This is a genomic window from Pseudoalteromonas sp. DL-6 (assembly GCF_004328665.1).
GTDB lineage: Bacteria > Pseudomonadota > Gammaproteobacteria > Enterobacterales > Alteromonadaceae > Pseudoalteromonas.
In genome coordinates, this window is record NZ_CP019771.1 from 554,978 (window position 1) to 574,790 (window position 19,813).

Here is a 19,813-nt window from a genome sequence, read left to right on the forward strand (position 1 = left end):
TGCCTTTTTAATCTAAAACCAAAATTCGACATTTAAGTTTTTAATTTATTAAGCTCAGAGTCTTGCTGTGCAACCAGTTTGTTCAACTCTTCGCTGCTATCGCCTGCTTGAGCAGATAAATCAGAAAGCTGTGAAGCAGCATCAGAAATTATCGTCAAGTTGCGATTTATTTCTTCGGTGACTAAGCTTTGCTCTTCAGCAGCCGTTGCAATATGGGTGATTTGATTGGTTATTTCATCTACTTTAACAACCACACTATGCAGTGCATCAAACGCTGTTGAGGTTTCATCTACTGCATTTTCGGCGCGTACTACGCCTTTTTCAATAACAGTTGATGCATTACCCACTTCTGAAAGTAAGCTATCGATTAAACTGCTAATGTCATCGGTAGATGAACGCGTTTTAGATGCTAAAGCCCTAACTTCATCAGCTACAACAGCAAAACCACGTCCGTGATCTCCTGCTCGTGCAGCCTCAATAGCTGCATTTAAAGCCAGCAAGTTAGTTTGTTCAGAGATTGTTCGGATCACATCAAGTATTTGGGTAATATCATTACTACGCGATGCTACTTTTTCAACCGCCTGATTAGCTTCTTTAATTTCCTCAGACATGGTTTTAACTTGCGTCATCGCCGATGATAAACTCGATTCACTACTTACCACTAAGGTATTAATTTCATCTGCTTGTTGCGCTGACTGCTCTGAAGCTTTTGCCACTTCAAGTGCTGTCGCGCTCATTTCATTCATTGCAGTAACCACACTTTCAATTTCTTTAAACTGTGCTTGCACATTATGCTTAGTTTCTACCGCAATATTAGAGGTAACTTCACCTTGGTGCTTAGTTTGATCTGAGACCGCTTTCAGCTCACTGATCAATTCACGAAGTTTTGATAAAAACTTATTAAATCCTCCAGCCAGAGCTATAAGCTCAGCGTGAGTATCAACATGCAGAGTTTGTGTTAAATCACCTTCCGAGCTTGCTAAATTGTCAACCCGCTCCTGAATTTGTTTAAGCGGCGCAACAACACTACCTACAACAAGCTTCATTACTACAAATGCTAATACAGCAATCACTGCACCCGTGATCAAAATAATCACGCCCAGTTCTTTTGCTGCCTCAGACATGCCCGCAGTTAATTGAATAGGCCCCTCAAAAGCAAGTTCAGCGGGTACTTCAATTAGCAACATCCATTTCACATCAGCAAGCTTAATTTCAATCGGGTAAGACACCATTATCTCTGCGCCTTGCTTGTCTATTCCCTTAGTGCCTTTTAGTGCTTTGTAACTCTCATAACTTTTATCACTAACCGCTTCTTTTAGCGGGCGGCCTAATTTTTCTTTGTAATGACTCGTACCAACAATTAAACCCAAATGACTAAGTAACGTTACCTTTGCTTTGCCACCATAAAGCGCTTTTGAAAGCTCTTCTGTTAATTTTTGAAACACAGGTAAGGTAATATCGGCCCCTGTTACGCCTACAAACTTACCAGATTTAATAACAGGTACAACAAGTGACGTCATCATTTCTGAATAACCCGGTGTTATCTCATACAAGTAGGGTTCCATGATGCATGGTTTTAATTTATCTTTCGCACACAAATACCATTCGGCCTCACGTAAACCAAATTCGTTTATTTTATCCGCGTATTTTTCTGCCGCGTCTTCCACAACCTGTTGCTCAACGAGGCCGTTGCTGTTTTTGGTAAAGTATATTTCTAATGTTCCCGCACCGGCAACAGAGTGGTCATAACCTTGAGTAAATTCGCTATCTTTACCGTCAAAGCCATTTTTTTCAAACTGCGAATATATAGAAGAAATAACATCGTTACTTTCTAATAACGAGCGATTTAAAGAAACAACAGAATCACGCTCTATTGATGCTTTATCGGCATCTTCTAAAATGCTACCAAGTGAAAAAGGTATTCGGTAAGCTTCATTAATAAAGGCTGCAATTTTTTCACCATAGGCCGCTGCATTTGCTGTTAAGCGCCCATCAACCTCATTTACAATTAAGGTTTCAGCCTCAGCAGAGGTGTTGGCATTACTCGACGAGAGTTTAGACCAAAGTATGCCTGAAAATAGTATTACCGTTAAAAGTATACTTCCGACGCTTATCCACAATAACTTTTTTGCTAACGCTATTTCCCGCATTTATAACTACCTTGCTTTACTTATTTATTTTTTAGTTTAGACCAAATTAAACAACATATTATTAATTTTTTTAAAATAATATGGATAACTTTATCTCATAACCAACCATCGTTTAACTTTGCTTATTTAGTCGCCTGGTCACTAGCACAACAATCAGAAGCAAGCTAACACTTACCCACAAGCAAGCCTGTAACCCATATAGTTTATACATTAATCCCGAGAATACTGTCCCAACCAGTCGACCGGTTGCATTAGCCATATAATAAAAACCCACATCTAATGATACAGCATCGCTTTTAGCAAGACTCACTATAAGGTAACTATGCAAAGAGGAGTTAACCGCAAAAGCAGCACCAAAAATTAACAAACCGGCGATCAAACTGATATGAATAGCAATATTAAGCTGCATGAGCACTGCTAATATAAAAGTCACCCCCGTTAAAGCAATGGCCCAGTAGTATGCCTTATTAAGCACATCGATTTTATTAGCCGAATTACCGGTTATTTTAGGGGCTTGTGACTGCACAGCTCCATAGGCAATAACCCACAGCGCCATAAAACCACTTACCCACCAATGATCCCAGTTAAACTGGGCGGCCAAATAAACAGGCAGCGCAACTACAAACCATACATCACGTGCCGCAAATAAACATAATCGCGCAGCACTGAGTAAATTAATTGCTTTGGATTTTGAAAATAACTCCTTAAATTTAGGCTTATTTTTGGCTTTACCCATATCACCTTTTAAGTAAATTAGGCTAACCAGCCAAGCAATACCTAACAGAGCAATCAGTGCAAATAATGCGCCTTTAAAACCCACTAAAGTTAATAGTAACCCTCCTAAAAAAAAGCCTATGCCTTTGAGTGCATTCTTTGAACCGGTTAGTAACGCAATCCATTTATATAGTTTACTTTGCCCTGTTTCGTCATCAGACACTAAATACTTAATTGCGCTTTTAGCACTCATTTTATTCAAATCTTTGGCAATACCACTGAGTGCTTGTGCAGCCATAACGTAAAAAACGCCCAGCCAATCACTAGGTACACATAACATAGCTAAAGCAACAAGCTGTATGCCTAAGCCAATATTCATGGTTTTATTTAGGCCTAAATGCGCGCCAAGCCACCCCCCTACTAAGTTAGTGATCACCCCAAACACTTCATAAAACAAAAACAGCATAGCGATGGCAAGTGCATCATATCCTAGCTGATGGAAATACAGCACCACCAGCATTCGCAGCGCCCCATCGGTTAAAGTAAACGCCCAATAATTACCGGTAATAATTAAATATTGTTTTATCGCTTGAGGTAAATCACTAAGTTGAGCAAACATGGTTAATACCTTGGGCTAATTAACTACATTACTTTTTGCTACTTTTAGCATAAGTTCGGCGGTACGGTTTGCATATCCCCACTCATTATCGTACCAAGCATATAATTTAAGCTGGGTATTATTAATCACCATGGTAGAAAGCGCGTCGATAGTACAACTACGCGGATCGGTTTTATAATCAATAGACACAAGTGGCTTCTCTTCATAACCTAAAATCCCTTTTAATGTGCCCTCTGCAGCCTGATAAAACCACTCATTTACTTCATCTTGCGTAACACCGTGCTCAAGCTCAAATACACAGTCGGTAATTGATGCATTAGTAAGTGGTACACGAACAGCATGGCCATTAAGTTTTCCTTTAAGCTCAGGGAAAATATGTGTAATAGCCGTAGCACTGCCTGTTGTGGTGGGAATTAAACTGGTACCACATGAGCGAGCTCGACGTAAGTCTTTATGTGGGGCGTCAATAATAGTTTGGGTGTTAGTTATATCGTGAATAGTAGTCATAGAGCCGTGTTTAATACCCACTTTTTCTTGTAGTACTTTAACAATTGGCGCTAAACAGTTTGTTGTACATGATGCCGCTGTAACAATTTTATGCTCATCAGGATTATATAAATCATCATTTACGCCCATCACTACATTTAAAATACCGTCTTCTTTCACCGGTGCAGTCACTACCACACGTTTTACACCTTGAGCTAGGTATTGATTTAATAATTCTGTGGTTTTCATCACACCGCTGGCTTCAATGACTACATCGCAATCTGACCAATCAGTATCATCAATGTTTTTATTGTTAGTTACAGCAATGGTGTGTTTACCTACACTAAAGCTGTGCGCTGATGCTGTTACATTGTGTGCCAAACGCCCATGTACTGAATCAAATTCGAGTAAATGTGCATGCGTTTTAGCATCGCCAGCAACATCATTAATTTTAATAAATTCAATTTCAGGCCAATCGAGTGCTGCACGCAATGTTAAGCGCCCCATACGGCCAAAACCATTAATCCCTACTTTAATTGTCATAATAAATACCTTTAAAAGTTAATTAACAGCAGTTTGCTGCACGCTCAGGGCGGTTACCCATTGCATTGAGTCGATTTAAATCATCGTTATAAAATTCAATATTAGCGCTACGGGTTTGTGCTAGTACATTTTCAGCCCACTCTGGTAGGGCTTTATTAATACTGTAATACACCCATTGATTTTGCTTACGATCGCTCAATAAGCCACATTGCCTAAGCTGGGCTAAGTGACGAGATACTTTAGGCTGGCTAAGCTCAAGGGCTGCCACAAGCTCGCATACACATAATTCTTGCTCATGGCTAATTAGCAGCATGGCTTTTAAGCGCGTATCGTCAGCTAAGCATTTATAAAACTGTAGTGGGTTGAGTTGTTCCATAGCGTCCTCGTTTGGTTTATGCACATACAATAAAACAAAAAGCAAATATATGGAATAGTGAATATATGAAATTTCGAATGTAACTGGATTTATCTATTTTCAATTCATTTATAAACATAGTAGCGAATAAAAAACACGCGATGATCACTCATGGCGTGTTTTTATAAACAATATAAAGAGGTAAATTAAATAACTGAAAGTTCTACCTCAATATTACCGCGTGTTGCGTTTGAGTATGGGCATACTTGATGTGCTTTATTTACAAGCTCTTGCGCCGCTGCTTTGTCCATATCACCTAGTGATACAGCAAGCTTTACAGCAATACCAAAACCGCCTTCAATAGCACCAATAGACACTTCAGAGTTAATGTAAGTATCGCTTGGTAAAGCAACTTTTTCGCTACCGGCTACAAATTTAAGTGCACCAATAAAACAGGCGGCATAACCTGCTGCAAATAATTGCTCTGGGTTAGTGCCTTGCCCATCATCACCACCTAACCCTTTAGGCGTTGATAAGTTAACATCTAAACGACCATCATCCGATTTAGCTACCCCTTCACGTCCGCCTGTTGCCGTTGCTTTTGCTGTATAAGCTACATTTTGTAAAACATTCATAGTGAACTCCTAAGATTTAAAATTTTCACATTACTTACTTTGTGTGCAAAATAATAGAACAACTAAATTCTGATTGCAAATACTTTGTATGCAAACTAAAATACTCTGTATTGAAATGAAGGATAAAACGATGTCGTTTGAACAGTTAAAATTAAAAAATCAGCTATGCCATCGTTTATACATGGCGTCCAACAGCATAGCCCGTGCCTATCGAGAACCTCTAGCTGAGCTTAACCTTACCTATCCTCAGTATGTTGTTATGATGGCGCTGTGGGAACAAGATGAAGTAACCATCGCTGAGCTAATAGATAAAACCGCAATTGATGGTGGCGCGCTTACTCAAATATTAAAAAAGATGACCAGCAAGTCACTACTTAACGTTATAAAGGACGAACACGATAAGCGTAAGCGTTTGGTGCAATTGACTCACACGGGTCAATCTTTAAAACTTAAAGCTGCTGATATTCCAAAAACAATTTTCTGTAAATTTGACAGTATCGACACTAACCAAGCACAGCAATTAATGCAGTTACTCGATTTAATCGTTAGCGACTTAAGCACCCAGACTGAAGATGAAAGTGTCGATGCTAAAGACAGTCCCAAGTTAGTGCAAACCTAGCGTAAATTTATCCAATGTGGTGCTTAAGCTTTTTTATAGTTTAGTTATAAAAAATTAACTTATTGATTTATATTCATAAAATATTCAAATAACAATTGGCATACTTCTTCCTACTCCCTTATTGACGTTAGCAACACCAAGGAACAAGCTATGTTTAATTTTTATAATACTTTGTATTTTTTGTGGCGTTTGGATATTAGCGTTTGGCAAGTAAACGAACCAACAAATACGCATACCACCAGCGAAAAAGAGCGAATGTACTCTCGTTGAACTATTTTTGAACAGACTTTGCAAGCTGAGTCATAGCGTTGTATTGTAAAAGACTATTTAACCGGATAGTGGAACGTGTATGCATGCTTTAGAAGTTAATTTTGACGGCTTAGTCGGCCCTACTCACAACTACGCAGGTTTGTCGTATGGCAATGTTGCCTCGTTAAATAACGCGGCGAGCTTTTCAAATCCGCAAGAAGCTGTGTTGCAGGGCTTGGCTAAAATGAAAGCCATGCACGATAAAGGCTTAACCCAAGGGGTATTTGCGCCTCATGCTCGTCCAGATTTAAATGTATTGCGGCGTTTAGGGTTTACTGGCAACGATGCACAAGTCATTAATAAAGCCTTTAAAGCCGATCCTATTTTATTGCGCGCCTGTTACTCTGCCTCTGCCATGTGGACCGCTAATGCAGCCACCGTATCGCCTTCACCTGATACTAACGACGGCAAGGTACACTTTACTGCGGCTAATCTAAACAATAAATTTCATCGCTCTTTAGAGCCAAACACCACTACACGTTTGCTCAAAGCGATGTTTAATAACGAACAATATTTTGCACACCATTCACATTTGCCTGAGCAAGGTTTTTTTGGTGATGAAGGCGCAGCAAACCATACTCGCCTGTGCGACAGCCATGGTGAAACCGGCTTAGAATTATTTGTATTTGGTGCAAGTGCTTTTAACAGTCAGCTTGTTAAACCCATTAAGTTCCCTGCAAGGCAAACTTTGGAAGCGTCTGAAGCCATTTGTCGATTGCACAATATAAAAGATACCAGCCAAATACTATTACAACAAAACCCTGATGTGATTGACCAAGGGGTATTCCATAATGATGTAATCGCGGTGGGTAACGCCAATGTTTTATTATGCCATCAGCAGGCGTTTTTAAATCAAACGCAAGCATTAGACGATATCCGCGAAGCCTATGTAGGTAACAAACAGCTTTATATTATTGAAGTGCCAACCAGCAAAGTGAGTATTCAAGATGCTGTCAGTAGTTATTTATTTAATAGCCAACTGGTTAGCCTTAGTGACGATGCAATGTTGCTCGTTGCCCCACAAGAATGCCAGCGTAATCCTGCTGTAAAAGCGTATATTGAAGAGCTAATTATTGCCGATAACCCCATAAATCAAGTGCAATTTTTTGATTTGCGCCAAAGTATGCAAAATGGCGGCGGACCTGCTTGTTTGCGTTTACGTGTGGCGCTTAATAGCCAAGAATTAGCAGCGGTAAATCCAGAGATTATTTTAAATGAGCAAAAGTACACCCAATTATGTGATTGGGCTACGCGCCATTACCGCGATAAGCTTGGTGCCAACGACTTTGCAGACCCTGCTTTACTTACCGAAAGCTACCAAGCCCTTGATGAGTTATCACAATTACTGAGCTTGGGGTCAGTTTATCCCTTCCAATTAGAAGCCTAAGCTTTATTTTTATAGGGGGAAGATACACAGTATTTAAATCTTCTTCCTGTAATTAATAACTTTAATTCAATTTAGGTTAAGTTTTTGTATCTATACTGAGTGATACTTTAAAGTATTTGGAAACCTAACATGAACTTAAAATCAACATTACTTAGTAGCGCCGTCTTATTAGCATTAACGGCTTGTGGCTCGTCAAACGATGACTCTCCTATCACGCCTACCGATCCGCAAAAATCAACGTTTAGTTTAGGGGTTTCAGATGCACCAGTCACTGGTCTAAAAGCGGTTAATGTGGTTTTTGACTCTATTACCTTGCGTTCACAAGGTGGCGAAGATTTTAGCTTCGAAACCCGTGAAGCCAGCGATTCAACCAAAGCTGAAATGGTTAACTTATTGGATTACACTGGCGATGATATTTTTTCCTTACTAGAAGGCGAAGACGTACCTGCAGGTGAATACTCGTGGATACGTGCTGATGTAATCAATGGTGATATAAACAACCTAACCGAAACCTCGCATGTTGTTTATGAAGATGACAGCACTGCACCGTTAATCGTAAAACGAAAAGGCAATGACGGGATCGGTGAAATTCAACTTGATGGTTTTACTCTGAATCAAACGGACAACACTTTTGTACTTGAGTTTGATCTTAAAAAATCGTTAGTTGCGCCACAAAGCGGTAACGAAATAGTATTAAAACCACGTGGAGTTCGTCTTGAAAACCTTGCTGAGTCACAAGATATTGAAGGTACAGTAAGCGAATCACTTTATGCAAATTGTGAAACCGATAACATTGAGGTTGCCGCTGAAGATGGTTCATTTGGCCATGCTGTTTACTTGTATAACAGTGATGTAGAGCAACCACTTGATAATTACGAAGTCACTGAGGGTGAAACCCCTGTAGACGCACCATTGGCTACTGCAAATGTTGTACTAAACAATGAAACTAGCCAATATGAATTTGAATTAGCATTTATTACGCCTGGCGATTACCAGCTAGGTTATACCTGTAACGCACATATTGATGATGCTGAACTTCAGGATGAAGAATTTACTCTTTATCAGGTTCAACCAGTAACGGTTGTAACCGGTGAAGATACTGAAGTGACATTTGACATTGCCCAATAAGCAATCAACTATTATAAATTTTAGCCCGCACTTGCGGGCTTTTTGTTTGGAGGAACTATGACACATAAAGTAATTTTAATTACCGGTGCCTCTAGTGGTATTGGCGAGGCGACCGCTAAAACATTAGTTAAAAATGGTCACAAAGTAATATTAACTGCGCGCAGTGAAGATAAACTCAATAAACTAGTTGACGAATTAGGCCATGAAAATGCATTTAGCGTTTCAGCCGATGCCACTCAGTTTAGCGAGCTTGAGAGTGTAGTAAGTAAAGGCATTGAAAAATTTGGCCGATTAGACGTTGCATTCGCTAACGCGGGCATGGGCGTATCATCACCTGGCACCGAAAATGGCGACCCCGATGAGTGGTCAGCCATGGTTGACCTTAACATCAAAGCATTGTTGTGGACCGCAAAACTCACTTTGCCTCACTTACGTGAAAACCAAGGGCATTTTATTTTAACCAGCTCAGCAGCAGGGCGAAGACCCATTGATGGCTCTATTTATGGTGCCACTAAATGGTTTGCCCATGGCTTTGGTCAAAACCTTGCAGAGGAAATGAAACCTTGGCATGGCCGTTGTACAACCATAGCCCCAGGCATGGTGAATACACCATTTTTTGATGAAGCAAAACCAGATAAGCTCGACCCTCAAGACGTGGCCGATGCGGTATTATTTGCCATTGAAGCTAATCAGCGTAATAGCGTGCGCGAAATCTATTTAATGCCCACCAACTAATAATAAAATATAAAGGCCAATATTTATTGGCCTTTGCTTTAAAAGTGCTTACCTGTGCTTTATTCAAATCATTATCTATTCAATCAATAAAAAATCACTTATTGAATCGCCACTTACCATGCTAAATCATAACTTTATGTCTACTATATAAATAAAGTAATTCAATAACTGGAACCCATTTAATGGCTCCCAATAAAACTAATAATATGCCGACTCATCAATATGTTACTAATGACCCGTTGCACCAGCTTTTTGATGCTGTCGATTCTATTTCAGTACAAGGTTACGATGAGCAACGACGTGTTATTTATTGGAACAAAGGCAGTGAATTGCTTTATGGGTATTCACAGCAAGAAGCCATTGGTAAAAAACTCGAAGATTTAATTATACCCGCACCAATGCGAGAGCCCGTTGTTGAGGCGCATAGTAATTGGATTAAGCATAATATTGAAATTCCCGCCTCAGAACTCACTCTTAAACATAAAGCGGGTAATGATGTAGCTGTATTTTCAAGCCATGTTATGTTTACCAATCAATACGAAACAAAACAAATGTATTGTATTGATGTTGACCTGTCTGAGGTGCATAAAGCGCAAGCTGAAGCCACATTTAATGCCAGTATGTTGAAGACTATCTTTGAAGCCATTCCTGACCTATTTTTTGTACTAGAGCAAGATGGCACCATTGCTGACTATCACGCAAACAATAACAACGATCTATATGTCTCACCTGAGCAGTTCATTGGTAAGAAAATGATTGATGTACTACCTGAAAAAGTAGCTCATAAGTTTCAACTTCATATTGAAAAAGCAACAACGCAAGGAAAGATGGTCAGCTTTGAATACGAATTAAACATGCCTGAGGGCATAAATTATTATGAGGCGAGGGTACGTTTATTAGCTAAGAAAAGCCAAATGATGGTGATAATTCGTGATATTAGTGAGCCACACCGCTCCGCTGAACTAATTCGCCGTCAGGCACATTTTGATAGCTTAACGGCTCTACCTAATCGCTTTTTATCGCTTGATCGATTATCGCAGATATTAATGGAAGTACAAAAAAATCATGTAAAAGCCGCTGTATTCTTTTTAGACCTTGATGATTTTAAAAAGGTAAATGACTCTTTAGGCCACGAAGTCGGCGACAAATTGTTAATTGAAGCTGCACATAGATTACAACAAGCACTGAAAAAAAATGACACGGTTGGGCGTTTGGGTGGGGATGAATTTATTGTTTTAATATCCAGTTTAGATGATGAAAGCGATGCCTTAGTAATTGCTGATCGGTTACTTAAAGCATTTAGAAAGCCCTTTAAACTCGAAGGCAGAGACTTAATACTCACATTAAGTATTGGTATTGCAATTTCCCCTAAAGATGGCACCTCTGCGTCGGTATTATTACGAAATGCGGATACGGCTATGTATCAAGCTAAAGCTTTGGGTCGCAATACCTCTTCTTTTTTCACCCCGCAAATGAACGTTGCAATGCGCCGCCGTTTTGAAATAGAAGAGCAAATGCATGGTGCACTGGAGCGAAACGAATTTGAGCTTTATTACCAGCCTCAAGTAGATGTAAAAACAAACACCATCATTGGCGCTGAAGCTTTGCTACGTTGGCATAATATTGTGTTAGGGGAAATTACCCCTGATGAATTTATTCCTATTGCTGAACAAACTGGCTTAATTGCACCCATTGGTGTGTTTGTTATTAATCAAGCTTTACGTTTCTTAAATGAATGGCAAACTGTCAACAACCAGCAATACACCATGGCTGTTAACTTATCGCCGCGTCAGTTTAGAGATCCAGAGCTGGTGAATATAATTATTCATGCTCTTAATGAAAACACCATTAGTAACGAATGTTTAGAATTAGAAATCACCGAAGGGGTATTAATGGATGGACAAACTTCAATTCGTGAGGCCTTATTGCAAATTGATGAACTGGGCATAAAACTGTCAATGGACGACTTTGGCACCGGCTATTCATCATTAAGTTACTTACGAGAGTACCCCTTTGATGTGCTAAAAATTGACCGCAGCTTTATTAGTGGCATAACAGATAACAAGGCCGACTGTAATTTAGTAAAAGCGGCCATAGCTATGTCACACAGCCTAGAAATAAAAGTAGTTGCAGAGGGGGTAGAAACCAAAGAGCAGCTAGATTTACTTAACGAACTAAACTGCGATATTGCTCAGGGATTTTATTTAAGTAAGCCTTTACCTGGCACCAAGTTACTTACTTTTTCATTGCGTTACTCAAAAGCGACTTAAAAGCACTTTAGTTAAAAAGTGCTTTTACAGTTACAACTTAACTCATGATTTTAAAGAGTAAATCGCGCACCGTTGCAGGCTCAAATGGTTTATCACAAATAGCATCCACACCCGCTTGAGCAATGTTTGCTAAATGGGTATCGTTGGCCTCTGAACTCACCATAAGTATTGGAATATGTGAGTACGCATTCGACTGCCTTACCGTTTCGGTTAGTTCTTTACCATCCATTTCTGGCATATTGTAATCTGTAACAATTAAATCAAATGATTGATTATTAAGTATTTCAATCGCTTGTTTACCGTCTTCTGCCTCTACAGGTTCAGGAATACCCATCCCCGCTAGCACTCGTATTATATGTTTTCGCGCAAAACGACTGTCATCAACCACCAATACGCGAAGTAAAGTGACATCAAAGTGCTCTAGCTCCACCTCTTGCTCGCTAATAATATCCAAAGTCGCTTTTAGCGCACGGGTGATCTCGTCGGCACTAAACGGTTTTGGTAAAATAGCTAATACACCCGACTGCCTAAGTTGCTCTAAATGGCGCTTATTACGCTCGCTCGACACCAGCATAAACGCCTGCTGCTCAGTGTTGCTGTTACTGCGTATTGCCTGCAATAAAGAATCTGCAGTACCGTCACTAAAATACATACTACTGATCACTAAATCTGGGTGGAAATTTGATAAAGCAGCCAGCGCGCTTTCTTGAGTACTGGCCGTTTCAATTTGTGTAACCCCACACTGAGCCAGTGATTTTTTTATTAGCTTTTGTTGCACTTCAGAAGGCTCAACTAATAAAATAGATAAGTTAGCTATTGCCGTTAAATCACTCATTTCAATCCTGTTATTAGTCTTTATATAATTTTTTATAACCTTCATTATAAAGCAATAACTTATAAGAAAAAGCTAAAACAGCAACAAAACAACTTGTTTACCCAAACTCAACAAACTCAGCTTAAAAACGATAGTTTATCCCCGCATAATAACGTCTGCCTGAATAGCTTGAGTTTAATAGCCGAGACTCTGTGTCATTACCTAGGCGCTTTACCGACTCAGATTTAGTTAAATTAATCACCGCGGCTGTCAGGCTCAAGTCCTCTAATAAAGTAATTGATGCATTTACATCAACTTGCTCATATGGGTCTTGGTAAACGTTTAAACCACTATTTAAACCCAACACAGTTTCACCACGTTTATTATAAGAAGCCCGCACATTAAAGGCGTCGCCTTCATAATATATCGAAGTGTTGTATTGATATTTAGCACTGCCAATTAAAGGCGATTTACCAAACTCTTTACCATCTACTTCTACATCGGCCTTATTGGTTTTGTTATAGGTGTAATTTGCATAAAAGCCAAAGCCACTATCAAAGGCATGCTGTATAAATACTTCTGCCCCTTTAGATACAGCATCGGTGCCATTGCCTACGGTGCTATATGGCGACACAATAATATTTCCCGTATCAACTATGCCCTCTTTACCAGCAAAGTTTTGCTGTGAATCAATCACCAAAGGCACGACGAAGTTATCAACAGTTTTATGAAATAGTGCTAAACCAATGGCAGAGCCTTCGCTGTAATAATATTCAATAGATAAATCAGCTTGCACCGACTCAAACGGCTTTAAGTTTTTATTACCGCCGCTACCACTAAAACCCGGAATTTCATTAAATTCAGCTCTATCTTCCGCCCACTCATCTGAGACAAACGTAATGCGTTGTTGTGCGCCTAAATCGGCATAATCAGGGCGAGACATTACTTTAGCAATCGCGCCGCGCACAACAATATCGTCGCTGGCATCCCATGCAATATTAAAGCTAGGTAAAATTTGGGTATCGGTATTCTCTTGAGTAATGAGTTGATAATCTTCAACAAATCTATCATCTCCCGTTACCGGCTCGCCGGTGTCATCATTGGTATGATCCAATAAATAAGTATATAGGTCGGTTGATGATGTCATGGTTTTCGTGCGTACAACCCGTACGCCTAAATTACCGCGCACGCTCTCAAATTCAAAATCACCTTGCAGATAAAACGCCGCTATTTGTTCTTCTATATCATAAATGAAGTTATCTTCTTTGCGTGTATACGGCACATAATTACTGGTCACAATATCACGGTATTTATCCCAATCAATGCCTGGCATTTGGTTTATATTAAAACCACCAGCAATGTTAGCTTCGTTGATAAACACATCTTGTGCTAGTGGCATGCCGTTGTTCCACTGATAACTGTCAAAACGAGTGATCCCCCCCTCACTGGCTTCTGCTGCGGCAATATCAAAATTAGGATCTAAAAAGAAGGTATTACCGGTTTCACGATGCAGTGTGGCTTCTCGGTACTTTACTCCAGTTTTAATTGTTCTTAAAATGCCCCAATCAGTATAAATATCAAAGTCAGCTTGGTAGTAATCTTCTTCGAGTTCACTGCGTACAAAACTTGAATTTGACGAGCCCGGATCGCGACCGCCTCCCACGCCATTAAGTAGGTTTGCTAGCGTATTTGGGTCTATATTTAAACTAATGTCGTTTTCATTAATTTGCCAACCCGCTGTTTGCGCAGCATTTTCTATACGGCTTTCATTTTCACCGGCGTTTGAGCTTTTATAGGCTGCCTCCCAACTCTCTTTCGGCCCACCTTCAGAGCGTGTATTGCCTGCCACAAAACGGGCTTTAAAATAATCGCCTTCGTAGGTTAGGTTGAGATCAAAAGTATCAGAGGTTGACTCTTCACGTACATAGCTGCCTCGCATCCACGGCAATTGCATATCATTTTCTATACCACTTGCAGCTGCATCAAATTGCATCCCATTAACAATAGTACCCGATTCATCTAAGCTTACATCGGTTAAAAAATCAGGATTTAAAGACCACTCAGGTATATCAATCACCGACTCAGTTCTATTTTTATCAAGTGAAAAACCAAAGTAGTTAAAACCAATTTCAACGCGGCTAGTTGGGCGCCACTGCGTACTAAATTGTACCCCTTCTCGCTCACGTAATTCGTTTACAATTGAGCCACGAACCACTTGAGGAAACCAAACATTGTTATAATTATTGCCCTGAGCATCGGTTACTGAGCCCCACTGATTATTGTTATCAACCGGCGCGCCATTTATATCGACCGGTTTTTCACCAATAAAGCGCCACACATTTGCATCGGTGCCACCTGAAAGAGTGCGGTTAGTGCGTTTTTGTGAGGTATAACCAAACAACATGCCAAAGGTATCAGCCTCGTTCTTCCAAGAGTAAAGTGCCGTTACTTGCGGCTCTGATTCTTCAGTCACATCGGCATAAGTGCTTTCAATATTAATCACCCCTGAGTTTGCATCCATACTTAGCGGTTTACGACTATGCATTAATACCGTGCCGCCCACACCACCTTCATCTAAACGTGCTTCTGGCGATTTATACACTTCCACGCTTTCAATCATGGCTGAGGGCAGTAATGCATAATCAAACGAACGAGATGGCTCGCCAGGTGATGACGCAATAAAATTACCATTTAGCTGAGAAAAGGTGAGTTCAGATGATAACCCCCTAATACTTACCGATGAGCCCTCGCCTCCGTCACGATCAATCACCACGCCAGGTACGCGTTGTAATGAGTCTGCGACATTTTTATCAGGGAACTTACCAATATCTTCCGCTGTAATCGCATCAACCACAGAGCTCGACAAACGCTTTATATCTAAATTAGCCGCCATACTGGAACGAATACCACGCACCTCTATTACTTCCATATCCTTGCTTTCTATTGCTTTATTTTCAGCTTCATCCGCATATGCGTGATTAAACACAGATAAAATTGAGATGCACAGCGTTGATTTAACAAAACGTGGAAGTGAGTGAGCAGAGGTTTGAGCTATCCGATGAGCGGTCATAGTTTTAACAGTTCCATTTAAAATACAGTTAATACTTAAAGATGAACGTACCAAGGAAAGCTGATACGAAAAAAGTAGCTGTATTCTACACAACCAAACTTAATAGCTTGTTAATGTAAACTGACGAATAAATGAATGCTGTATCAATAAGTAACCTACTCTAATAAAAGTAGGGAGTTAAGCAGCAAAATGGCTATTTAGCTGCTTATAAAGGGGCATAAAAAAGGAATGACGCGATGAAACAGCAATACGCCGTTATTTTTTAGCGCTAATAGCCTGAATATAATAGCCTAAACTCGCATGAGAAAGCTCACCCATATGGCTGGTAACTAACTCTCCTTGGCTATTATAAAACAAGGTGGTTGGTAAGCCTGCAGCACCTGATTCGCGACTCACATTACTGCTTTGATCAAAAAATACATGATTAAGATCGAGTTGCTGTTCATCAAGGAACGCTTTTACCGTGTGTAAGTCCTCACCTTGATTGACAAACGCCACTGTAATGTTTGGATTATTTTTTTGAGCCGCTTGTAACACCGGCATTTCTTTTCGACACGGCGGACACCACGACGCCCAAAAGTTAATCACCACTGGCTTACCTTTGAAGTTTTGTAAGTTAACTTGCTGCCCTTGAATATTATGCACAACAGACTGCGGTAACTGCACACCCGTTTGGTAGATAGACAGCGCAAAATTAGGAATAATCATTGAACAAAAACCAACAAACCCAGCAATAGCGTAGTTTTTCATTACCGCTTTTTTACCACGTGCATAAAACGCTAAAACCACTATACCGCTGAGCCAACCATAATAACCAATAAAACCACCGTCGCTAATATTAAAAAGCTGCCACCAATTACCTTGATAAGCATCCCACATAGTAAACACAAACGCTAAACGCGAGACTAAAAAGCCCACTACAACTGCTTTAAAAACCGTATCTAAAATCGCTTTTTGTAATGGATGTTGGCGCGTTAATAAATAGGTAAGCCCCCAAAAAATGCCTAACCCTAAAAAAATAATTAACTGAGAAATGGAAATAACTAAAGGCCCAAGAGAAATACTTAACATTGCTACCGACTTCTTATAATGTATTTAAGTACCTAAAATAACGAGTACCAGCATGAATTAAACGCCAACAATAACATAGCCTAAACTTTACAGATTATTAATAACAAATAATTGATGCTGTATATCAGTAATACGTAATCTGTTTAACATAGTACATAAGTACGTTTAACCCTTCTGCTGTATGTACTCCAATGCTGTCATTTTTTGGTAACTTACATTTGAGTGCAGTATATGAGCAGGCTCGGGGTCAACAACTTCAATAGGAATAGCGAAGTTACGTGCAATCTCTAGTGCCATTTGGGTAATGTTTACACTAAATGAGGTACCCATAAATACCATTTGATCGGCATTCATCATTCGCTGCTGCGCCTCAGTAATGCGGTATAGCTCGGTGTAATATTCATCAAATAACAGCACAAAGGGCTTTAAAGAATAATTAAGCTTAGGCTGATGGTTTTCAATATTGAATAACTCAAGTAGAGAGCGATGTAAGTTGCTCTCATCAACATTATTCCATAGCGTAGCTTGTGGTGTGACATCATCGCCCTGATGATGAAACTGCGTCATTTGATCAAGCCGACCATGAATTGCAATGTAATTTTTATTACCCGCCTTACCATCTAGCCCATCAATATTTTGAGTTATTAGGTTTTTATCACTAAGCCAATGATGCACTTCATTAGGGCCATGATTACGGTAAGTTGCAAAGCGATGATAATACCAAGCTAAAAACTCACTCGGGTTATTTTCATACATTGCGCGAGTGGCCATTTCCATCGGCGTATAATTTTTACTACCAATGGTCCAAAAGCCATCCTCACCACGAAAAGTAGGAATACCGCTAGCAGCACTCACACCCGCCCCAGTAATGTATAACGTATTCATAAAGCCATCCCTTATATTCAGTTTTATAAACCTATAATACTTTATAAAACTGAATATTTAAGACTTTTACTCTTTAACTATTAAGCCATGAACATTTCGCTGAAAATAAAAGACAGATAACAAAGAAGCTCTTTACATTGTTAATTTAATTCAATTACGCTACAGCCTTTTTAATTACTGATACGTTGGGAACTATAGCAACAATCAACAAAAACTAATTTGTTACAATGTATTTAGCTTTCTAAAAAAATATGGGTAATCTACTTATTAAGTAACTCCCCCATCAATCTCACATACTTTTCAGCTAATTCGTCCACACTTTCTCGATGATTAGGATCGGGCTTTATGCAGTCAATGGGGCATACACTGACGCAGGTCGGCTTGTCGTAGTGGCCTACACATTCGGTGCATTTTTCAGGGTCTATTTGATAGATTTTAGCGCCCATATAAATTGCTTCATTTGGGCACTCTGGGTCACACATATCACAGTTAATGCATTTGCTGTTTATGAGTAAAGCCATGATTTAACCACTAACCACGGCTTTTTTAAACGGATTGCGGGTATCTTGGTTTTCATCCAAATTGCGCATCAGTATGGCGTGCTCTAAATCGATGCTGTCAGGTACGGGAATTTTTACAATGTGGCCTGAACCTTTGGCATCGGTAATGCTTTCGCCTTTTTTGTTTTCCATGCTCTCAAGGGTAAAGCTAATATTGCCTTTCGGCGTCATTAGCTCTAATGAATGGCCGACACAAAACTTATTTTTTACATCTATTTCAACCAAACCATTAGCATTACGCCCTAATACCTCACCTACAAATTGCTGCTTGGTAGAAACTGAATGGCCGTATTCGTAATTTTGATAATCTTGATGAGCATGGCGTTTTAAAAAACCTTCGGTGTAACCACGGTGTGCTAGGTTCTCAAGGGTTTTGAATAAGTCTGCATCAAATGGTTTACCTGCAACGGCATCGTCAATCGCTTTACGGTATACCTGTGCGGTACGGGCTACATAATAAAATGACTTAGTGCGCCCTTCTATTTTAAGGCTATGCACACCCATTTTTGTTAACTGTTCTACATATTGCACGGCGCGTAAGTCTTTTGAGTTCATGATATAAGTACCATGCTCGTCTTCAAATGCAGGCATATATTCACCCGGGCGACCTTGCTCTTCTAGCATAAAAACATCGTTGCTTGGTGCGCCTTCACCTAAAGTGGGTATGACCGTTTTAGGGTCAATTTTATGTACCATTTCACCGGTTTCGTTCTCAGTGCCAGGTTTAACATCGTATTCCCAACGACACGCATTAGTGCACGTGCCTTGGTTAGGATCGCGCTTATTAATATAGCCTGAGAGTAAACAGCGCCCTGAATAGGCCATACACAGAGCACCATGGACAAATACTTCTAGTTCTGTTTCTGGGCATAAAGAGCGTATTTCACTTATTTCTTCAAGCGATAACTCACGAGATAAAATTACCCGTTCAATCCCCTGCTTTGCCCAAAACAATACGCTTGCGTAGTTTACTGCATTGGCTTGAACCGACAAATGAATTGGCATATCGGGCCACTTTTCACGTACTAGCATTATTAAACCCGGATCGGACATGATCAATGCATCCGGCTTCATAGCAATTACTGGCTCTATATCACGTAAATACGACTTTACTTTCGCATTGTGTGGGGCAATATTCGACACTACATAAAACTTTTTATTCAGCGCATGTGCTTCGTTAATCCCTATTTGTAATGTATCTAAATCAAATTCGTTATTGCGAACCCTTAAACTGTAACGAGGTTGGCCGGCATACACAGCGTCGGCACCATAAGCAAAGGCATAACGCATATTTTTTAAGCTACCAGCAGGGCAAAGTAGTTCTGGAATAAACGGGGTTGAGGAAGTAACAGCTGACATGTGCGCTCCATACATCGAACCGGGTTCAAGCCGGTTGCATGAATAATTAAGGGAAATAAAGCGCGCAAGTATAATGAGGGGTAATAAAAGAAACTTTGATCAAG

The 19,813-nt window shown here is 39.9% G+C and carries 16 protein-coding genes; 5 read left to right on the forward strand and 11 right to left on the reverse strand.

Going from position 1 to position 19,813, the window contains the following annotated elements; genetic code table 11:
• Positions 1–32: 32 nt before the first annotated feature.
• From B1F84_RS17485 to B1F84_RS17505, 5 genes are all read right to left on the reverse strand, one after another.
• On the reverse strand, positions 33–2,150 hold the full coding sequence (locus B1F84_RS17485; protein WP_131692245.1) for a methyl-accepting chemotaxis protein: 2,118 nt from the start codon (positions 2,148–2,150) through the stop codon (positions 33–35).
• Between the two features lie 112 nt (positions 2,151–2,262).
• Entirely contained in the window at positions 2,263–3,483 is a 1,221-nt protein-coding gene (gene arsJ, locus B1F84_RS17490; protein WP_131692246.1) for an organoarsenical effux MFS transporter ArsJ, read from the reverse strand.
• Positions 3,484–3,498: 15 nt separating this feature from the next.
• Positions 3,499–4,512: an ArsJ-associated glyceraldehyde-3-phosphate dehydrogenase gene (locus B1F84_RS17495; RefSeq protein ID WP_131692247.1), complete on the reverse strand. Its 1,014-nt coding sequence runs from the start codon at positions 4,510–4,512 to the stop codon at positions 3,499–3,501.
• A 22-nt stretch (positions 4,513–4,534) separates the two neighbouring features.
• Complete coding sequence (locus B1F84_RS17500; protein WP_008108943.1) at positions 4,535–4,888, reverse strand: metalloregulator ArsR/SmtB family transcription factor; 354 nt, start codon at positions 4,886–4,888, stop codon at positions 4,535–4,537.
• Positions 4,889–5,073: 185 nt separating this feature from the next.
• Complete coding sequence (locus B1F84_RS17505; protein WP_008108945.1) at positions 5,074–5,502, reverse strand: organic hydroperoxide resistance protein; 429 nt, start codon at positions 5,500–5,502, stop codon at positions 5,074–5,076.
• 130 nt (positions 5,503–5,632) lie between these two features.
• On the opposite strand from B1F84_RS17505, the gene B1F84_RS17510 reads away from it, so the two are divergent.
• From B1F84_RS17510 to B1F84_RS17530, 5 genes are all read left to right on the forward strand, one after another.
• Positions 5,633–6,121, forward strand: a complete 489-nt coding sequence (locus B1F84_RS17510) for a MarR family transcriptional regulator (RefSeq protein ID WP_008468659.1) — start codon at positions 5,633–5,635, stop codon at positions 6,119–6,121.
• A 349-nt stretch (positions 6,122–6,470) separates the two neighbouring features.
• Complete coding sequence (astB, locus tag B1F84_RS17515; protein ID WP_131692248.1) at positions 6,471–7,817, forward strand: N-succinylarginine dihydrolase; 1,347 nt, start codon at positions 6,471–6,473, stop codon at positions 7,815–7,817.
• 129 nt (positions 7,818–7,946) lie between these two features.
• Positions 7,947–8,945, forward strand: coding sequence for a DUF4382 domain-containing protein (locus tag B1F84_RS17520; protein WP_131692249.1), 999 nt, complete (start codon positions 7,947–7,949; stop codon positions 8,943–8,945).
• 57 nt (positions 8,946–9,002) lie between these two features.
• Entirely contained in the window at positions 9,003–9,680 is a 678-nt protein-coding gene (locus tag B1F84_RS17525) for an SDR family oxidoreductase (RefSeq protein ID WP_008108957.1), read from the forward strand.
• A 182-nt stretch (positions 9,681–9,862) separates the two neighbouring features.
• Positions 9,863–11,950 carry an EAL domain-containing protein gene (locus B1F84_RS17530; RefSeq protein WP_131692250.1) on the forward strand — a complete coding sequence of 696 codons (2,088 nt, stop codon included), beginning with the start codon at positions 9,863–9,865 and terminating at the stop codon, positions 11,948–11,950.
• Between the two features lie 37 nt (positions 11,951–11,987).
• Here the strand turns inward: B1F84_RS17530 and B1F84_RS17535 are convergent, their stop codons facing one another.
• The 6 genes from B1F84_RS17535 to yegQ all read right to left on the reverse strand — a co-directional run bounded on the left by B1F84_RS17535 (position 11,988) and on the right by yegQ (position 19,709).
• Positions 11,988–12,785 (reverse strand): response regulator, encoded by a 798-nt coding sequence (locus tag B1F84_RS17535; RefSeq protein ID WP_008108963.1) that lies wholly within the window; start codon positions 12,783–12,785, stop codon positions 11,988–11,990.
• Between the two features lie 121 nt (positions 12,786–12,906).
• Complete coding sequence (locus B1F84_RS17540; RefSeq protein WP_131692251.1) at positions 12,907–15,834, reverse strand: TonB-dependent receptor; 2,928 nt, start codon at positions 15,832–15,834, stop codon at positions 12,907–12,909.
• Positions 15,835–16,089: 255 nt separating this feature from the next.
• Complete coding sequence (locus B1F84_RS17545) at positions 16,090–16,905, reverse strand: TlpA disulfide reductase family protein (protein ID WP_131692252.1); 816 nt, start codon at positions 16,903–16,905, stop codon at positions 16,090–16,092.
• A gap of 165 nt (positions 16,906–17,070) precedes the next feature.
• Positions 17,071–17,790 (reverse strand): Sir2 family NAD-dependent protein deacetylase, encoded by a 720-nt coding sequence (locus tag B1F84_RS17550; RefSeq protein WP_131692253.1) that lies wholly within the window; start codon positions 17,788–17,790, stop codon positions 17,071–17,073.
• A 260-nt stretch (positions 17,791–18,050) separates the two neighbouring features.
• Positions 18,051–18,311 (reverse strand): YfhL family 4Fe-4S dicluster ferredoxin, encoded by a 261-nt coding sequence (locus B1F84_RS17555; RefSeq protein WP_131692254.1) that lies wholly within the window; start codon positions 18,309–18,311, stop codon positions 18,051–18,053.
• Positions 18,312–18,314: 3 nt separating this feature from the next.
• Complete coding sequence (yegQ, locus tag B1F84_RS17560) at positions 18,315–19,709, reverse strand: tRNA 5-hydroxyuridine modification protein YegQ (protein WP_131692255.1); 1,395 nt, start codon at positions 19,707–19,709, stop codon at positions 18,315–18,317.
• Positions 19,710–19,813 lie beyond the last annotated feature (104 nt).